This is a genomic window from Vibrio quintilis (genome assembly GCF_024529975.1).
Classification (GTDB): domain Bacteria; phylum Pseudomonadota; class Gammaproteobacteria; order Enterobacterales; family Vibrionaceae; genus Vibrio; species Vibrio quintilis.
Window position 1 is genome coordinate 441,273 of the sequence record NZ_AP024898.1, and the last position, 18,290, is coordinate 459,562.

The following is an 18,290-nucleotide window of genomic DNA, read 5'->3' on the forward strand; positions in this document are numbered from 1 at the left end:
CCTTGTTTTTACCGGGAATGATTTACCGCAAAGTATGCCAGGCCTCGCAAAGAATCCTGAATTTGTCTGCATCGCCACCTTCCCGGTCCGGATGCCAGCGCAATGCCAGACGTCGCCAGGTCTTTCTGATATCCGAATCCGTTGCATCAATGGGTAATTTGAATAATTTGAGCGCTCTGGCTCTGTCCATATTCGAGACGTTATCATCGAAACCAATATGCTTTTTGTAACGGGTCCAGAACTCATTTAACAGCCGTTTCACTTCACCTTCACTGGCTTCGTAGTTGGACCATTGTGTGTAGTAACTGCGGAGCGGGTCTGATTGATCGATAAAATAAGCGACATGACTCTGAACATGCGAAAGTTCAATATTCATTGCTTCAACCTGAAGCCACTTTTCCGGGTAGAGCATTTCCTGCAACTGATAGAGCGCATTCATAATCAGAAAATTCCTTTTGAATACATCTCTTTCCGGGGATGGATCTAAGGCCGAAATATACCCGAGCTCATTCAGCCGGGCTGAAAGGACATGGACTTTCCATCCTGATGGCTCATGCTTCAAGATTTCGAGAATGGGCCAAATCAGCGGATTTTCCATATGAGACTGGAACGTCGCTTGCAGCTCCTGACTTCCTGACATATTTCTACTCCTTGGAGAGATTAAGCATCGCAATTTTCTCTCTGATGCGATTGCGTGACTTTGCAAATACTCTGATATCGCTCTGTGACATCTTGTCTATCAATGGATGACTTATGCTTTGGTATGAATAATTTTCCATTGCATGGAGCTTGCTGCAACTCCAACACTTTTGAGTATAGTAGTCGGATAAGTAACCATGTCAAAACAATTCAAAGATTTTCGGTTTTGCATCTCTGAATCGTCCCCGAAGAGATGAACAATTGTCGTACAGATCTCAATTTGAATTTGTCTGGTTACTTCTTCCTGACAGGAACGACAGAGGCATTCAGCCATTGCAGATAATCCGGCAGCCCGGCGGTTACAGGAAGCTGGACAATCTGCGGTGTGTCATAAGGATGAATTTTGATGATTTCATCCTGAATTTGTTGAAAGAGTGCCGAGCGGGTTTTGATAAGCAGGAGTGATTCCTGATCTGCACATATCTGTCCGTTCCAGTAGTAATGGCTGTCAACAGGGATAGTTTGTATACAGGCGGCAAGCTGAGACTGAAGCAGCATTGAAACCAGTTCATTACTGCTTTCTTTGGTATTTGTTGTGACTAATATGACGCAAAATTCACTATCAGGCATATGCAAATCCAGGGATTGCTTAAGATGATTGTGCCGGTATCCGCTGGGTCCTTTTGGTATAAAAATACAGAATCAGGCCCGGAACATAAAGCAGGCTTGATAACATCAATGCATCCAGCCCGGCAGCATAAATTAACCATAGACCATAGAGACTGGCTCCGGTACCAATCAATCTCACGGAAAGAGTGGTGTTGATCCGGAAAGACAATTTAACCAGAAATGCGGCCACTAAAAAGTACGGAATCAATATCATTGAGGTTGAAATCAGTACCAGGGTGTTATACCCCTTGCCGGTGAACATCACCATCAGCAAGCAGATTTGTACGGTGATACTGGTCATCATTAATGCAGCTGGTGAAGTGCCATTCTTATTTTTATCACTGAAACGTTTTGGAAATGCACCGTACTCAGCGGCGGTGCAGGGCACTTCAGCAGAGTAAAGGATCCAGCTCAGATAGGAAGCCAGTACAGAGATAATCAGCCCGATACTGATAAGGACTTTCCCGCCAAATCCTGTCATCAGGGCCATGATTCCTGCCATGGAAGGATTCGGCAGAGCGGCGACTTCGGCCCGGTTCATCACGCCCAGAGACAGCAGGCTGATTGCGACATATAAGATCAGGGCGAATACAACCCCAAAACATGTAGCTTTACCGATATCATTTCTGTTTTTTGCCCGCTCAGACAGGATAATCGCGCCTTCTACACCGGTAAAAACCCAGAGCGTAATCAGCATCGTGTTTTTGACCTGATCAATAAACGGGGTTTGCAATGCGTGTCCGGCATGGTCAAAAGTGAATTTCGCCGGTTCGAAATACCACCAGGCACAACCAATGAACAGAATCAGGGGCAGGCTTTTCGCCAGTGTGGCGAGTAAATTGATCAGAGCCGCCTGTTTGACACCCCGGAGAACCAGATAGTGGACAAGCCATAAGACCAGAGATTCGCCAAAAAATGCAGGAATTGTATTACCGTCACCAAATAAAATAAAATCCGTTGTATCCGTCAGAGAGCCAATCGCGGCAAAAGCGACCACAAGATAGCTGACGACGCCGATGGTGGCACACAGCCAGTATCCCCAGGCGGATAAAAAACCTGCGGTATCACCGAAGCCTGCTTTGGCATAGGTATAAATGCCGCCATCCAGTTCAGGAACAAGCCGGGATAAATGCAGAAAGCAACCTGCAAGCAGTAAAATCCCGGCTCCGGTAATCAGCCAACCGACAATCATTGCATCGACACCAGCAACTTCAGCCATATTCTGTGGCAGGCTGAAGATACCGGCGCCAACCATAGAACTAAAGACCAGCGCAGTTAATGCAGCCAGTCCTATTTTGTTATTATTATTCATGAATGTGTTCTTATTATTTTAATTTTTTATCAAGTTCGGCGATATGTTGGGTGCCGATACCGCAGCATCCGCCAATCAGGGTGGCGCCTTGTTTGCACCATTTCTCTGCCCACTCCAGATAGGTGACCGGGGTTAAATCTTCTCTCACTTCATCCAGTCCATCATTTGCTGTCGCATCTTTTGCCTGTGGTGCAAATGCATTGGCATAAGCGCCGGTCTGAATATGGTTGGCATTGTGTTTTGCCAGGGTTTGCTGCGTAATAACAAGCGCTTCTTCAATCACTTCTGGCTGGCAGCAGTTAAATAAAATTGCGCTGACACCATGTTCAATCATTTGCTCAACCGCAGAGGCGACACTCTCACCGGAGCGTAGCACTGGCAGGTCTGTTGGTTCAGAATCTTCCAGAGTAAAAGCAACCCAGACCGGTTTGGCCTGCTGACTGTATTGCTTAATGGCCGTTATCACGGCAACAGATTCTGCAATCAGGCTTTGTGTTTCCAGTAACCAGAAATCACAGTATGGCGCCAGTCCGCAGATTAAAGGTTCAGCGATTTCAGCAACGCGTTCCGGCTGGTATAAGTCAGGTCTGTAAGAACCGAAAAGCGGCGGAATTGACCCGGCAACCTGCGTTTCAGTACCGGATTGTTCGACGGCCAGACGGGCCATTTTGCCTGCACACTGAGCCAGTGCCAGACCTTGTTCCCGGAAGCGTTCTTCGCCGATATGGAAAGGTACTACCGCATAACTGTTGGTGGTGATAACCCGGGAGCCGCTCTGAATAAACTGCTCGTGAGCCTGACGGACAATATCCGGTGTTTCGATCAAAGCAAGCGCTGACCACTCAGGCTGACGGAAGGGAGCGCCTAACCGTTCTAGTTCCCGGCTCATTCCGCCGTCAAGGATTGTAATGGGGTGTGCTGACATGTGTAAAAACCTCAATAAATTTACAGGGAGCAGGAGTGATATCTGAATTTAACGTCAGAGCTGATGCCAGGCCGAACGGGTCAGACTAATCATACGTATCATTGATGTGTGTGATCACCGTTCAGTGTGTGTCTGGCAGTTTAGACGTCTAAATGAGAAAGTAATTCAATTCCGGTTCTGATGCAATAGGCAGCCTCACAACTGCCGCATTCTTACCCCGAATAAAGCGTGCTTTGAATAAAACTGACCCTAAGTAAAAATCCGCCTTCTTAGAAGGCGGCTTTGGTTTACAGCCCCCTGAAAGGGAGCATTCTCGCGCTGTTAGTTCATCTTCAACTCTAACTGCGCCTCGTATTCTTGATCTTTCTTATCTTGGTGTCTGACGTAACGTCTGATGATTTCTTCATTTACGCCAACCGTATCGACAAAGTAACCTCTTGCCCAAAAATGATTTCCCCAGAGCTTCTTTCTTATATGCGGGAATTTGTTAAACAACCGGATTGCCGAACGTCCTTTCAACATCCCCATCAACGTTGAGATAGACACTTTTGGTGGAACTATCACAACCAGATGAACATGATCTTGCTGAACATTTAGTTCCAAGACCTCGCAATCTTTCATATTGCATAAAATATAGATTGAGCGATAAAGCTCCTTACCTACGTTACCTTTCAGGATCTTGAATCTGTATTTCGGCGTCCAAACTATATGGTATTTACAACGCCAATAGACATGTGATGAACTTCTATAGTCGCCCATGTTTTTTGTTTCCTCTTACTTGTGGTGAATAAGAGGTTTACTTCTAACATGGGCATTTCTTCGGGCAATAGCCCCAAGGTTCAATCACCACCGCCCAAGGCGGTGGTTTAGGGATGACAATAAAAAGGGAGGCTTGGCCTCCCTTTGTAAGCATCAATGACTGATTAATGAACTTTTGTCAAATCAACCAATGGCTTGCTGACTTGTTTTACTTTCTGGTTGCCCTGAATTTTTGCGACTTGTTTTAACGCTTTTTTGACTTCTTTGGATGTTCTTAAAACGGTATAAGTCACGTCAAAGTGTTTTGATTCCCCGGCTTTGATTGTTGGTACTAATCCCAGCGGGCGTTGATATTTGGTGTTATAGGCATAGCTTGTGCCTGGTTCAATGCCGGTAACATAGCCCTGCTGGCGTGTATCGGTATTTTTCCAGAGCGTTAACACAGGTAATTGTTTGATATTGTAGCCGACAGCGACTCCGGTATCAGAAGCTTTGTTATGCAGCACAGCTAATGTGTTGCCTTTTTTGTCTCCAACTGGTTTCAGGTTGAAGACCATTTCATCATAATCTTTCGTTGGTCCAAGGTAAGTTTGCCAGGTTTTCAGGCCTTTTTTCGCATAGTCGTTAAATGGAGAAATCTCTTTCGCTGCTGCTGTGATTTTTGCGCCTTTTTCCAGAATCGGATGACCAAAGTTGGAGTGATAAATAATCTGGTACTCGTCATCGTAATCGGCTTTGTTAGTCAGCGTGTCGTGGATTGCGAACTGATTGCTGCCCGGTGTGACGGAGAAAGAAGTATGCGTGACCAGTTCTGCTTTCTTGAAGGTTCTTTCGGAGATCTCGCCTTCAACCGTAATTGTATAAGGTGGCTGCTCATCAATGGTGACGACAACGGATGAAGCCGGTGTATTCTGCGCTCGTCCGTGCAGGCTGAGTAACTGGCCGTTATCATCAACACCCGGGTGTCCGGTCCACTCATAACCACAGCGCACCATCATTTCATTAAAGCCATCAAGCCAGCCAAGCCCGTTACGGCTTTCCAGATCAATAAAGGCAGGGTTGACGATTTCTTTGACCGGCGAATCCCAGCCTAATATGCGTTTACCATGCCGTTTGACATTAAAAATCCCCATGCCACGGGTCGGAATCAGGGTGATTTCCAGTTCACCATTATTAATCACCAGTGTATCTACACCGGTTTGTTTGCCGCCATGTAATTGAATTTTTTCGACAGAAAATGGTGCGTTAATCCCTAAATTTGAGTTGGTGATTTTCCAGTTTCCGACATCAGTGTTGGTCGTCGCATCCGTCAGGGTAAATTGTGCAGCACTCACAAGGCATGGTGTTGCGATCAGCAGGGCAGAGACAAGCGTTTTCATTTTCATTCGTTTAATCCTTTATCTGTTATTTTAATAAACTGAATCGATTCAGCTAATAAAATACTCAGCAATATGTATGAATCAAATGCAAATCAGTGAAGATGTGACCTGTTTCGAATCCTTAGACTTTATATGGCTTTTTTATGACTGATGAATCACGTTCAGCATTTTTCACTGTCCCCGTATGTACATTCAGATGGTGGTCGTGTGAAATTAATTAATGTGGCAGATATCAAATGTTTGCTGATTGCGTGTAATCACAGTGGTAGAGTAATAAACCGGAGCGATCTGAAGGTTCAATGTACAGGTTGTTTGGGTATAAATATGTTTGTGAATAATGTCCGGGAAGGACATGATGGATTGTTAAGGATATTTATGAAAATCAGAGAAGTCCGGCCGGAAGATGCCGGGGAATTTGTCAATATTTACAACCACTACGTAGAAAATACCACGATTACCTTTGAGGAGGCGGGTATCTCCGCAGAGATGATGCGTCAGCGGATAGAAAAAGTGGCAGGGGCAGGGTTGCCATGGCTGGTTGCTGAGTCAGATGGCGTTGTGATCGGTTATGCTTATGTTTCCCCCTGGCATAGCCGGAGTGCATACCGCTTTACAGTCGAGTCTTCTGTCTACGTTTCATTGGATGCCAGAGGTAAAGGCACGGGAAAGCAGCTCTACCTGGCCCTGATTGATCGATTAAGTAAAACCGAAGTCCGGCATATTATGGGTGTGGTCGCTTTGCCTAATGAACGGAGTGTTGGCTTGCATGAAACTCTTGGGTTCCGGAAAGTCGGGGAAATGAAAGAGATCGGATTTAAATTCAATCGCCTGATTACGGTCAGTCTCTGGCAATATACGTTCGTCTAGCCGTTTAGGAATGTTTTGGTCTCTGAGGCGTTTTCAGCTGGTGCCTTACACGAAGATCCCTGACGTGTAAAGGCATGTACCGGAGATGAAATTCTGGGGGCACGGCCTTATGCGCATTTTCTCATTTCAGTCTCTTCTGCCTGCGTATCGTCGTCCATTGCTGCTTTCTGAACTTCCTGCACGAGGCGTTGTCTTTCTGCTTCGTGTTCCTGCGAATGAAAGCTGTTGTCAAACGCTGAAGGAACTAAGTTATAGAACTGATTGAACATAAAGTGTCTCCATTTTTTGTTTATCAGAAGAATAGCTTTGCAAAATAAATGCCATTAAGACAGATGCCGCTTGGCAGCGGCATCTGAAATTGAGCAAATTATACCTATGTGAAATATAAAAGTCGACCGCTTATTATACAAGTGCGCCGATGACCTGTTATACAGGTTTAAACATCATAGGTGGTTGACGCAGTGTTACCACCCGTGCCTGTCCAGTTTGTATGGAAGAACTCACCACGCTCACGGTCAGTTCTTTCATAAGTATGGGCACCGAAGTAGTCCCGTTGTGCCTGAAGCAGGTTGGCTGGCAGGCGGGCTGTTGTATAACCGTCAAGGAAAGTCAGCGCCGATGTGGTACATGGCATCGGGATACCCGTTTCCAGAGATTTTGCGGCAACTTTCCGCCAGGCAGCCAGGCAGTTATCAAGAATATTTTTGAAATAGTCATCGGAGCCCAGAAATGCCAGTTGCGGATTATTTTCAAATGCATCACGAATATTACTCAGGAACGCAGAGCGAATGATACAACCGCCGCGCCACATCAGGGCAACATTACCATAGTTCAGATCCCAGTTGTTTTCCTCAGAAGCTTCACGCATCAGCATAAATCCCTGAGCATAAGAAATAATCTTCGACGCCAGCAATGCCTGACGTAATGATTCAATCCATGCCTGCTTATCACCCTCAACAGGGGCGATGGTTTTGGCGAAATGCTTTTCTGCTTCGACACGCTGGTCTTTCAGCGCAGACAAACAGCGTGAGAAGACGGATTCAGAAATCAGGGTCAACGGAATGCCCAGATCCAGCGCGTTAATACCAGTCCATTTCCCTGTGCCTTTTTGTCCGGCTGTATCAAGGATTTTATCAACGAGTGGTTCGCCGTCTTCGTCTTTATAACCCAGAATATCTGCTGTAATTTCAACCAGATAACTATCCAGTTCGGTTGTGTTCCAGTCAGTGAATACCTGTTGCATTTCATCTGCTGTCATCCCCAGCCCGTCTTTCATAAACTGATAGGCTTCAGAGATAAGCTGCATGTCGCCGTATTCAATACCGTTATGCACCATTTTGACAAAATGGCCGGCGCCATCTTTTCCGACCCAGTCACAGCAGGGTTCATTCGTTTCTGTTTTTGCCGAAATCGCCTGAAAAATGGGTTTGACTGCATGCCATGCTTCCGGTGAGCCGCCAGGCATAATTGAAGGTCCGAAGCGGGCGCCTTCTTCACCGCCGGAAACGCCGGAACCAATAAAGTGGATGCCTTTTTCTTTCAGTGATGCGACCCGGCGGTTGGTATCCGGATAGTTGGTATTTCCGCCATCAATGATGATATCTCCCTGATCGAGCAGCGGAACCAGTTGTTCAATAAATGCATCAACCACAGCGCCGGCGCGTACCATCAGCATTACTTTTCTTGGGGTTTCAAGCTTGCTGACCAGATCCTCAAGGGAGTATGCACCGATAATATTTGTTCCTTTGGCCGGCCCTTCAAGAAATTCATCTACTTTTGCGGTTGTCCGGTTGTGTGCAACGACTTTAAACCCGTGATCGTTCATGTTAAGAATCAGGTTTTGCCCCATAACAGCAAGACCAATGACACCAATATCACCTTTCATTTGAATTTCTCCTTTACGCAATTTTTGCGGCTGCGTCTGAATCTAAATACCACTCGGTCTCGCCCTGATATGACTGAATTTTTGCGGCCGGGTAGGGTAATTTATCTGCGGGTGTTGTATGAATTTCGTGAACTATTTCTGCTTTACCTGCCCCCAGCACTAAATAGCTGATGCGTTTGGCAGCCTGCAGTACACGGGCAGATTTTGACACCCGCTTCTGTCCTGATTCCGGATGCGATGCGACCACTGCCAGACGTTTTTCAGCATAGTCAGTAGCCCCGGGGAAAAGTGAGGCAGTATGCCCATCGGCACCGACGCCTAAAAGAATCCAGTCAAAGACCGGAATGCCATTGGCTGGCGGAATGTTTGTTGCCATCTCATCAGCGAACCGCTGCGCTTCTGCTTCCGGATCGTTTTCTCCGATAATCCGGTGAATATTGGCTGGCGGAATGTCGACCTGACTGAAAAGCAGCGTGTGCGCTTCGCCGAAGTTACTTTCAGCATCATCGGGTGCGACGCAACGTTCATCGCCCCACCAGAAGTGTAAATTCTGCCATTGAATACCGGTTGCATAAGGTGCTTGCGCCAGTTGTTTAAACAGCATTTTCGGCGTGCTGCCGCCGGATAATGAGATATGAACAGGGCGTCCCTGTTCGCTGAATGTTTTTAAATCTTCTGCCAGTGAAATCACGACTTCATCAGCAGTCTGAAAAATTTTATGGTTCATCATAATTCACAATAATCCGTATTGGTTAGATTCTTACAGGGAAAACGCCATGCCCGGTTATCGTTTGTCAGCAGGTCATCCGATTCTTTTGGCCCCCACGTACCGCAGGCGTAACCGTACAGGGCTTTCGGATCTTGTTTATAGTCGAGAATCGGCTGAACAAATTTCCAGCAGGCTTCTACGGCATCTGTTCTTGCAAAAAGTGTTGCGTCTCCGTTGAGTGCATCGAGCAGTAATCTTTCATAAGCTGTCAGCATCTGGGTTTCTTCCAGAGAAGCATAATGGAACTCCATTGAGGCTTCTTTGGCTTTAAATCCGGCACCGGGCTGTTTCAGGCCAAAGCTCATCAGAATGCCTTCATCAGGCTGAATGCGGATAACCAGCTTGTTTTCCGGTGCATTCAGACCAAAGACCGGGTGCGGTGTCTGTTTGAAATGAATCACAACCTCGGTGACCCGTGTCGGCAGGCGTTTCCCGGTCCGAACATAAAAGGGCACATTATTCCAGCGCCAGTTATTGATGAACATTTTTAATCCGACATAGGTTTCAGTTCTGGAATCTGCGGCAACACCAGGCTCTTCACGGTATCCCGGGAGAAACTGTCCGCGTACTTCAGAACCGGTATATTGCCCGAGTACCAGATTGTTTTTCAGATCGTCATCAGTTAACGGCTGCAGACTTTGCAACACTTTATTGACTTCATTGCGGATAGAGTCTGCATTGATTGCACTGGGTGGTTCCATGCCGACCATGGCCAGTACCTGAAGCAGGTGATTCTGGAACATATCCCGGACAGCGCCGGAACCATCATAATATCCGCCACGTTCTTCAACGCCGAGAAATTCCGCGCCGGTAATTTCAACATAATCAATAAAGTTGCGGTTCCAGAGTGGTTCGAACATGCCGTTGGCAAAGCGGAAAACCAGCAGGTTCTGTACCGTTTCTTTGCCCAGATAATGATCAATCCGGTAGATCTGATGTTCTTTGAAATGGTGGTGAATATCAATATCCAGCTGTTGAGCGGATGCAAAGTCATAGCCGAATGGTTTCTCGATGACCAGCCGTTTCCAGCCATCTGCTTCATCATTGAGTCCGTGTGCTGCGAGACATTCAGGAATGACGCCATATAAGCTTGGCGGTGTAGCCAGATAGAAGAGAGTGTTTCTTTGTTCGAACTGATATTGCCCGGCAAGGTCATCCAGTTTGTCTTTCAGCCGGTGGTAATCTTCTACATCAGCCGTATCAACAGCCTGATAATGGATGTGTTGACAGAAAGCATCCAGCGTTTCCGGTGTTGTTTTCTCCAGTTCCTGAAGCGAATGTTTGAGTTTATCCCGGTATGATTCATCGCTGTATGAAGTCCGGCTTGCACCTAAGATAGCAAAGGATTCCGGAAGTTGTTGATTTTCATATAAATGATAAAGAGCAGGGATGAGTTTACGATAGGTGAGATCACCAGACGCACCAAAAATCACGATGCAACTATTTTCAGGTATGACCATCATATTTCCCTTTGAGACGAAGTACTGAATATGTACCCTACGGTAGCAGTACCTAACACAAATAAAAAACAGGCTCTTCCTATAAAATTGATAGGTAAAATCAATATTGAATCATATAGCCAGAGCAAAAATTGGTAGACTATTCTCTACGATAAATTGATTTGCATCAATGGGTGTGATGTTTTTATTTTTGTTCTGTTGATCTGGTTAGTGGCAAGTTATTTTTCCGGTGTAAAAGGCGTGTCATGTTGAATCAAAATGCAGATTTATCATACTGAAATTGTTTATATATTTTTCTGATGATTCAGAAAGATCAGAAACACAATACAGTGTTTTGCATTCATATGTATACCCAAACAACCTGCATCTTCAGGTTTCCTGGGTATATAGCTTACACCAATGTTTTTAAATATTGTTTTACCTGTTTGATGTGCGTTTCTTTATCAATGGGTGCGCACTGACGAATGTCGAGAAATACATCGGCGTACAGCTGATAGATATCTTTTTCCAGGAATAGCAGGTATAACCGGGGATCAAGATGTCCGGTGATTGCCATATTCGTCATGATTTGTATGGATTCGGCGAGGTTTTTTGCTTTTTTGTAAGGCCGGTCTCCGGAAGTCAGCGCTTCAAAAATATCGGCAACAGCCATCACCCGGTCCTGAATTGATAACTCTTCTGCTTTCAGTGCTCTCGGATAACCCTGCCCATCAATTCGTTCCCGGTGATTTCCGGCGATGTCAGGAACATGCTTCATATGTTCCGGATAAGAAAGCTGTTTGAGCATATTCTGGGTTTTATTAATGTAATTATTGATGATAGCCCGTTCTTCATCAGACAGAGTACCGGATGAAATGGACAGATTATGCAGTTCTCCGCGGTTGTAAAGCAGATCTTCCGTGCCTGCAGATTCCGGTGATTGAATATCTTCATTCCAGGTGACCTGATGTGAGGGTTTATCATCCAGCAATTTTTCTGTGACCGGCAGGTCCAGTGGTTCTCCGGCCCGTTTTTTCTCCAGCCATGAAACACCAGCCTGGTCGTCCAGTGTGCGTATCCAGGTTCGCTGCGCGATTTTCCGGAGTCTTTGCTGTTCATCTGCTCTGAAAGTATGAGAACCAATATTACAATGTGCGACAAAAGAAAACTCTTCGTCCAGTGTTTGATGCGTTTTATCCAGTACAGCCTGTAATTTTTGCTTGTCTTCGCCCTCAGCGACGCCTTGCCAGAAATCGGCTACAGCCTGTGTTTTCAGAACTTCAAACCGCATGCGGATTTCATGGATCCGGTCATAGACGGTTTCAAGTTTTGTCGCTTTATTGATTAAATATTCGGGTGTGGTAATTTTCCCGCAGTCATGCAGCCAGGCGGCAAGATGCAGTGCCTCCCACTGTAGTTCATCCATTTTGAAATAAGGATAGTAACGTTCGTCATGATCAACCGCTTCCGTCAGCCATTTGACCAGTGATGGAATTCGCTGGCAGTTGCCGTTGCTGTAGGGGGATTTGGTATCAATGGCGGTTGCAACGGATTCAACCAGAGAGTGGAACATGTGCTTTTGTTGCTGAATATGATCAATATTCTCTTTGGCTATTTGAGCAAAGCTCAGCAGTTCCCCTAAGAAAGCATGCTTGTCCGCTTGTTCACGGGTAATTTCCCGCTCATAACCAAGGTTCAGAATGCCGGTAAGCTGGTGGCGATGGTCCATGAGAGGGAAAAGATAAATATCAGAATTAAAGAGATTCTCCATGTGTTTCTTCGCAATATTATCCGTGCGGCTAATATGTACAGTGTCGCCACGCTGAAGCTGGGATTTAACCCAGGGCGTGTCCTTCAGTAACGCATTGATATCAATCTTAAATGGGATAATTGCGTGACTTGCCAGTTTGGAAAATGTCTGATTTTCAGCGGAAAAGGCGTAGAAAATCACTGTTTCTGCTTTTGTGACCAGATAGCTCTGGTGCGTGATGGTTTTTGCCAGCATATCGACATCATGGTTGCCTGCTGTTTCTTTCAGGAGCTTCAGGATGTCATTCAGGGTATTTTCCATCAGCTGTAATGATCTGGAGAGATTTGATATCTCTTTAATGGCTGATCGGGGATAACGTGATTGTTTGAATTTAAACTGGGTGATATTGCTGGTTAAAGTGACTAATGCTGTCAGCGGTTTGGTCAGGTGTCTGGCGATTAAAAAGGCGAGAATAAAGCCACCGGCGAGCAATATGAGTGTGACTGTCAGCTGTTTGTCCCGTAGTGACAGTAATGGTGCCAGCAGGTCTGTTTTCGGTGTTGCTTCTGCAAGCAGTAAGGTGACATGAGGTGTCAGCATCACCGGGGTTAGTGTGACTGACCATTCTTCCTGACTCTCCGTCACCTTCTCATAAATGATTTGTGTACTCATCCGGTTCATGATGGGAGAAAAGATAGATTGCTGTAATCTGGCCCGATTCTGAGGCGCAGGTGACTGCGTCGAAACCGGAGAATTATGCTGACCCAGCACATTATATTGTTGATCAAATAAAATCAGCTGGGTTTTTTCGGAAAACCCGATTTGTTTTATCTGTTCTGAAAGCGATTGTAAGGTGAAATCTGCCCCGATCACGTGCCGTCTGTCCGGTGTTTTTCGGGAGAGTGTAATTCCGTGAGTTTTCAGGAAATAAAAGAAATAAGGTTCTGTCAGGCGAATCTTGCCATCATCACTGGCGAGGATGTACCAGGGCCGCTGGCGCGGGTCAAACTGATTGCTGTTATCCTCCCGATAGTCAATCTGCCGAAACCCTTCGTCCAGATAATATATTTCATTTTTGCCGTTGGTCTGGGTTTTGTTGATATACAGAATCGCTGCTTCCGGGGCCTTAAAGCGTTCTTTATCTTTCTCTTCGATGAGTGGCCGGATGATGGTGAAGTTGCCGGCTTGATCGGCAAAATAAAGAGCAACCAGATGTTCATTTCTTTCAAATACAGAATAGGTTGATGCCAGCAGCCGCTTATCATCCATCGGATATTCCGGATTGTCGGTGAAGGTTGTGTAGGCAAGAAAGTCCAGCGTCGTTAAAACCGGACCAATATTCTGCTTATATTCTGTCTCAATTTTGCGGCTATTTTCATAACTGAGTTGCTTTGCAGTTTCATCCAGTAATTCCTGAGCATGCTGATAACTGATATAAATCAGGACGATACCCACCAGTGAGGTAATAATGAGAAATAAACTGCCAATATGTAAACTCAGAGAATAACCACGTACTTTCATAAACCTATCCTGCTAACTGCGTCAAGATAAGTATTGTCGAAGGTCGTTAGGTTGACAAAGAATGAATATATTTAATCTGTTGCTTTTATTTAATAATGTGGTTTGCGTAATGTATAAGTCAAAGAAGCTGGTTCGATATCACAAAAAAATGCAATACACAGGGTGATCAGTAATAAAAATTGAGTAATCGATTGAGTTTACCCAGCCCATTTTTATATTTATTTTCTTTATTAGATGAAAATAAATAAAGCCCTTTTTATCAAAGGGCTTTAAGTTTATTTGTGAATAAAAATATGCGATTAGGTCATTTCGCTGATGATTATTTCACACCGCAGCTGCCATTTGAAACAAGCATACCGTTGTTTGCACCAGCTGCTTTTTTCACGATAGCAGGAACGCATTTCGCTTTATCCAGGCTATAGCTATATGGAATGCTGATAGATGTTGTTGATTTTGGATTTGGACCAGCAGGGTGCATTTTGCTTGCATCTGCTGACCAGCTTACGTTATCCCAGATGTTTCCGCTGACGTCCCAGTAACCCATGTCATTGGTATAGAATGTACCCAGTGGGTTTTTGGAATCTTTGATATAGTTGTTTTCAACTTTGATTTTTCCACCGATACGTGGGTTCATACCTGAAGCTCTTAAACCTTCATAGTAGTTGTTGTATGAGTGAGCTGTAGCACCACGCAATAATGGTGTACGTGATTTCAGGTTTTTGTAGTAGTTGTGGTGGAAAGTAACAGGTCCGTTATCTGTATCACTGTTGCTGTGACCAACCAGGCCGCCACGGTCAGAATTTTTCAGGATACTATATGACAGAGTGATGTATTTTGAGTTGTTTTTCACATCAAACATTGCATCATAGCCGTCTTTTTCGCCGCCGCTTGCTTCAAGTGTGACGTGATCAACCCAAACATTGCTGACATTTTTTTCCATACCGATGGCATCACCACCATTTGAAATTGGTGAACCAGATTTCTTCACGTTACGGATATGTACGTTACGGATGATGATGTTTGAAGCTTCACGCAAGTGGATACCAAGCTGATCAAATAAAGCGCCTTTGCCTTCACCCAAAATCGTCACATTGCTGACTTTTTTCAGATCGATCAGGCTGTCACCTGTATTACAGCTTTTGTTTTTGCTTTTAACTTTTTCAGTATTTGCGTGATTAATTGTACCTTCAACTTTGATGATAATTGGAGTATCAGCAGAAGCACGGTTACATAATGCAGCGTTAATTTCTGTCCCTGTTGTCGCATGGACGACTTTGCCGCCTTTACCACCAGTTGTGCCACCATTTTGAGCCGCATAACCATCGGCAGCCAGTACAGAGCTTGAAGCCATACCAAGTGCAGCAGCAACAACAACAGATAAAATATGTTTATTGTTCATTATATTTATTCCTTAGATACGAAACTATTTAAATGTAAGAGTTTTTTATTTTATTTATTTAGAGCTTTTATTCATTTATGTATGAATAGTTCATTTAGCCAATGATTGTCAGTAATTACGTGTTCTTAATTCTCCTTTCTTAATATTTGAAAATCCAGCATTCTGATGTGTAATATATATCAAGAGAATGCTATCTGATTCATCTATTAAAATGAAGTGTCATTAAATATGAAACGCCATTTCTATTTGAGATAAACTTAACACGAAATCTGTGGAATGCAGATTGATTTTTTTATGATTGACGGTATAAATCATGTGTATGTTGTTAAAATACTAAGTCGTTCTATGTTTTGTTTATTTTTAATAATATTATTGAAGTTTATATGGTGAGTTAAAGAGATCTATATATTGTGCTTGTGTTCTGTATAAATAAAATATGTTGTTCAATAAATAAGCCTGCTCAATAGTAATAACTCGGGTAACAAAGTAAGAGATATTCATTTATTGATTCGTTGTTTTAATAATGAGATGTGTGCTTATATACCCAAGCAGCCTGGATCATGCATCTTCAGGTTGCCTGGGTATATATTTGTAAAGATGAAGGGACGATATGCTGATAACTGGCGGGAGAAAAATGTCTGGTGCGCAAATGTTGCAGCTGAGGTTGCTGCAACATCTTACCTGTCAGGTGTAAAAAAGGAAGTTTATAGAACAAGCCCGGCGATGGCGGCAGAGAGTAAGCTGACCAGCGTTGCACCATAAACCAGACGGAAGCCAAACCGGGATACCGTATTTCCCTGTGACTCATCAACCCCTTTAATTGCACCAGCCACAATACCGATTGAGGCAAAATTAGCAAATGAGACTAAAAAGACCGATAAAATACCAAGCCCACGTTCAGTGAATTGTGCCGCGGCTTTTTGCAGTTCCAGCATGGCAACAAATTCGTTAGAAACTAATTTGGTTGCCATAATACTGCCCGCGTGTAATGCATCCTGTTCCGGAATACCAATCACCCATGCCAGAGGATAGAAAACATAGCCCATCAGTTCCTGAAAGCTGATCCCGAAAATAGCGGAGAACATGGCATTCATTGCAGTGATGAGGGCAATAAATCCAATCAGCATTGCCGCTACAATCATTGCGACCCGGAAACCTGCGAGAATATAGTCGCCCAGCATTTCAAAGAAACTCTGATTTTCATGCAGGTGACTTAACTGCGGTTCTGGCTCATCATCCGGGTGATAAGGGTTAATCAAAGACAATACGATGAATGTACTGAACATATTCAGAATAATGGCAACGACAACATAGCGGGGATCAAGCATTGTCATATAGGCACCAACAATTGACATCGATACTGTCGACATCGCTGTTGCTGCCATTGTATACATCCGGCGGGATGACTGTTCACCAATAATGCCTTTATAAGCAATAAAGTTTTCAGACTGGCCGAGTAACAGGGAGCTGACCGCATTAAACGATTCCAGTTTTCCCATGCCATTCACTTTGGACAAGAGCGTACCAATCATCCGGATGATTAAAGGTAATATTTTGAAATGCTGTAAAATACCAATCAGGGCGGAAATAAAGATAATAGGGCATAAAACGTTTAAAAAGACAAAGGCCAGCCCTTGTTGACTCATATTACCGAAGACAAAATTACTGCCTTGGGCAGCAAATTTCATCAGCTGATCAAAAAAACCGGCAACAGATGTGACAGCATACAATCCGGCTTCAGAGTGGAGCATAAACCATGCGACTGAAACCTCGATTACCAGAAGTTGCAGAATATATCTTATCCGGATACTTCTGCGGTCATAGCTGACAAGCAGCGCAAGTAATGTGACGACAAACAGCGTCAGTATAAAATGCATAACAGATTGCATATCGGCGTGTGTTCCTTTTATTCATGGCGAGTAAACCAGGCTGATCATACCGGCTACACCTCGTTAATGATAGGCTTGTCACTTAATTTGTGTAATATTGTTGTGTGTTTCACGCAAAATGCGAATACATTTTTATTTTGCAAAGAATATATGAGTTTATCTGCAATAAGATGTTTTGATGAGAAACGAGAAACTAATAATATAGATAAAAATCAATGAGTTAAAAAAATTACAAAAGTTGGCATGGAAACTGCTTTATTTATAGTGACCCTTTTAAGCCGAGGGTCACCTAGCCAACTGACGTTGTTAGTGAACCTATTTTGTTCATATTGATAGCCAATTACTTTATTGTAATTGGCTTTTTTGTGGATAGAAAACCCCCAGCTAGGCTGGGGGTTCCGTAAAGCTTACAGCTATAAGTCAGTTATAAAACCCCTTTCAATTTGTTAGAAATATCTTGTGGTCTGGCAACTACAAGAGTTAAACAAAAATTGAAAGGGGGTCCCAATGGGGGACGAAAAAAGCTTAGCGCACACTCGATGGAATTGTAAATATCACATAGTATTCGCCCCGAAATATAGAAGGCAGGTGTTCTATGGTGAAAAACGCAGAGCAGTTGGTGAAATACTGCGAAAATTATGTGAATGGAAAAATGTGAACATTGTTGAGGCAGAATGCTGTGTAGATCATGTCCACATGCTTTTGGAAATACCACCAAAGATGAGCGTTTCAGGATTTATGGGGTATCTAAAAGGAAAAAGTAGCTTGATGTTATATGAGCAATTTGGAGATTTGAAGTTCAAATATCGTAATCGTGAATTTTGGTGTCGAGGTTATTATGTGGATACGGTAGGTAAAAATACCGGCAAGATCCAAAATTACATCCAACACCAGTTAGAACAGGATAAATTGGGAGAGCAGCTGTCGATCCCATATTCAGGTAGCCCGTTTACGGGCCGTAAGTAATAGTAATATGCAAATGTCAGATCACTATGCGCCTGCTAGGGCGCTGCTGGTAGGAGAGCCTTATAGGCGCATATGAAAAACCTCCGGCTATGCCGGAGGATTCTTTTTTTTTATGCATTTTC

Annotated in this window: 15 protein-coding genes; 2 read left to right on the forward strand and 13 right to left on the reverse strand. The window is 44.1% G+C overall.

Annotated features, from left to right (window positions below):
• Positions 1-22: 22 nt before the first annotated feature.
• The 6 genes from OC443_RS20540 to OC443_RS20565 form a co-directional block, all read right to left on the reverse strand.
• Entirely contained in the window at positions 23-640 is a 618-nt protein-coding gene (locus tag OC443_RS20540; protein ID WP_073586057.1) for a DNA-J related domain-containing protein, read from the reverse strand.
• A gap of 293 nt (positions 641-933) precedes the next feature.
• On the reverse strand, positions 934-1,269 hold the full coding sequence (cutA, locus tag OC443_RS20545; protein ID WP_073586056.1) for a divalent-cation tolerance protein CutA: 336 nt from the start codon (positions 1,267-1,269) through the stop codon (positions 934-936).
• A 19-nt stretch (positions 1,270-1,288) separates the two neighbouring features.
• Positions 1,289-2,620, reverse strand: a complete 1,332-nt coding sequence (locus tag OC443_RS20550) for a basic amino acid/polyamine antiporter (protein WP_073586055.1) — start codon at positions 2,618-2,620, stop codon at positions 1,289-1,291.
• A gap of 13 nt (positions 2,621-2,633) precedes the next feature.
• A complete protein-coding gene (locus OC443_RS20555) occupies positions 2,634-3,545 on the reverse strand; it encodes a homocysteine S-methyltransferase family protein (protein WP_073586054.1) in 912 nt (303 codons plus the stop codon).
• 321 nt (positions 3,546-3,866) lie between these two features.
• Positions 3,867-4,304 carry an IS200/IS605 family transposase gene (gene tnpA / locus OC443_RS20560; protein WP_073580231.1) on the reverse strand — a complete coding sequence of 146 codons (438 nt, stop codon included), beginning with the start codon at positions 4,302-4,304 and terminating at the stop codon, positions 3,867-3,869.
• 164 nt (positions 4,305-4,468) lie between these two features.
• Entirely contained in the window at positions 4,469-5,689 is a 1,221-nt protein-coding gene (locus OC443_RS20565; RefSeq protein WP_073586639.1) for an aldose 1-epimerase family protein, read from the reverse strand.
• A gap of 369 nt (positions 5,690-6,058) precedes the next feature.
• Between OC443_RS20565 and OC443_RS20570 the strand changes: the two genes are divergently transcribed.
• Entirely contained in the window at positions 6,059-6,550 is a 492-nt protein-coding gene (locus tag OC443_RS20570) for a GNAT family N-acetyltransferase (RefSeq protein WP_073586640.1), read from the forward strand.
• Between the two features lie 107 nt (positions 6,551-6,657).
• Here OC443_RS20570 and OC443_RS20575 read toward each other — a convergent pair whose 3' ends face one another.
• From OC443_RS20575 to OC443_RS20605, 7 genes are all read right to left on the reverse strand, one after another.
• Positions 6,658-6,819, reverse strand: coding sequence for a hypothetical protein (locus OC443_RS20575; RefSeq protein WP_159440402.1), 162 nt, complete (start codon positions 6,817-6,819; stop codon positions 6,658-6,660).
• A gap of 167 nt (positions 6,820-6,986) precedes the next feature.
• Positions 6,987-8,435: a decarboxylating NADP(+)-dependent phosphogluconate dehydrogenase gene (gene gnd / locus OC443_RS20580; RefSeq protein WP_073586638.1), complete on the reverse strand. Its 1,449-nt coding sequence runs from the start codon at positions 8,433-8,435 to the stop codon at positions 6,987-6,989.
• Positions 8,436-8,448: 13 nt separating this feature from the next.
• Positions 8,449-9,165: a 6-phosphogluconolactonase gene (gene pgl / locus OC443_RS20585; RefSeq protein ID WP_073586637.1), complete on the reverse strand. Its 717-nt coding sequence runs from the start codon at positions 9,163-9,165 to the stop codon at positions 8,449-8,451.
• Positions 9,162-10,664, reverse strand: a complete 1,503-nt coding sequence (gene zwf / locus OC443_RS20590; RefSeq protein WP_073586636.1) for a glucose-6-phosphate dehydrogenase — start codon at positions 10,662-10,664, stop codon at positions 9,162-9,164. Before zwf ends, pgl begins: the two co-directional genes overlap by 4 nt.
• Positions 10,665-11,055: 391 nt before the next feature.
• The gene (locus OC443_RS20595; RefSeq protein ID WP_073586635.1) at positions 11,056-13,914 is read right to left on the reverse strand and encodes an HD domain-containing phosphohydrolase; all 2,859 of its coding nucleotides are present in this window, start codon (positions 13,912-13,914) and stop codon (positions 11,056-11,058) included.
• 319 nt (positions 13,915-14,233) lie between these two features.
• Entirely contained in the window at positions 14,234-15,313 is a 1,080-nt protein-coding gene (locus tag OC443_RS20600; protein WP_083601842.1) for a pectate lyase family protein, read from the reverse strand.
• 704 nt (positions 15,314-16,017) lie between these two features.
• A complete protein-coding gene (locus OC443_RS20605; protein WP_073586634.1) occupies positions 16,018-17,202 on the reverse strand; it encodes a NupC/NupG family nucleoside CNT transporter in 1,185 nt (394 codons plus the stop codon).
• Positions 17,203-17,709: 507 nt separating this feature from the next.
• Between OC443_RS20605 and tnpA (OC443_RS20610) the strand changes: the two genes are divergently transcribed.
• The gene (gene tnpA / locus OC443_RS20610; RefSeq protein WP_262021637.1) at positions 17,710-18,168 is read left to right on the forward strand and encodes an IS200/IS605 family transposase; all 459 of its coding nucleotides are present in this window, start codon (positions 17,710-17,712) and stop codon (positions 18,166-18,168) included.
• Positions 18,169-18,290: the final 122 nt, after the last annotated feature.

Excerpts from the sequence above, each read along its gene's own strand:
- tnpA (WP_262021637.1), top strand. The coding sequence starts at position 17,710 with ATGGGGGACGAAAAAAGCTTAGCGCACACTCGATGGAATTGTAAATAT.
- pgl (WP_073586637.1), bottom strand. The coding sequence starts at position 9,165 with ATGATGAACCATAAAATTTTTCAGACTGCTGATGAAGTCGTGATTTCA.
- OC443_RS20570 (WP_073586640.1), top strand. The coding sequence starts at position 6,059 with ATGAAAATCAGAGAAGTCCGGCCGGAAGATGCCGGGGAATTTGTCAAT.
- OC443_RS20595 (WP_073586635.1), bottom strand. The coding sequence starts at position 13,914 with ATGAAAGTACGTGGTTATTCTCTGAGTTTACATATTGGCAGTTTATTT.
- OC443_RS20565 (WP_073586639.1), bottom strand. The coding sequence starts at position 5,689 with ATGAAAATGAAAACGCTTGTCTCTGCCCTGCTGATCGCAACACCATGC.
- zwf (WP_073586636.1), bottom strand. The coding sequence starts at position 10,664 with ATGGTCATACCTGAAAATAGTTGCATCGTGATTTTTGGTGCGTCTGGT.
- cutA (WP_073586056.1), bottom strand. The coding sequence starts at position 1,269 with ATGCCTGATAGTGAATTTTGCGTCATATTAGTCACAACAAATACCAAA.
- OC443_RS20550 (WP_073586055.1), bottom strand. The coding sequence starts at position 2,620 with ATGAATAATAATAACAAAATAGGACTGGCTGCATTAACTGCGCTGGTC.
- OC443_RS20555 (WP_073586054.1), bottom strand. The coding sequence starts at position 3,545 with ATGTCAGCACACCCCATTACAATCCTTGACGGCGGAATGAGCCGGGAA.
- OC443_RS20600 (WP_083601842.1), bottom strand. The coding sequence starts at position 15,313 with ATGAACAATAAACATATTTTATCTGTTGTTGTTGCTGCTGCACTTGGT.
- OC443_RS20540 (WP_073586057.1), bottom strand. The coding sequence starts at position 640 with ATGTCAGGAAGTCAGGAGCTGCAAGCGACGTTCCAGTCTCATATGGAA.
- OC443_RS20575 (WP_159440402.1), bottom strand. The coding sequence starts at position 6,819 with ATGTTCAATCAGTTCTATAACTTAGTTCCTTCAGCGTTTGACAACAGC.
- OC443_RS20605 (WP_073586634.1), bottom strand. The coding sequence starts at position 17,202 with ATGCAATCTGTTATGCATTTTATACTGACGCTGTTTGTCGTCACATTA.
- tnpA (WP_073580231.1), bottom strand. The coding sequence starts at position 4,304 with ATGGGCGACTATAGAAGTTCATCACATGTCTATTGGCGTTGTAAATAC.
- gnd (WP_073586638.1), bottom strand. The coding sequence starts at position 8,435 with ATGAAAGGTGATATTGGTGTCATTGGTCTTGCTGTTATGGGGCAAAAC.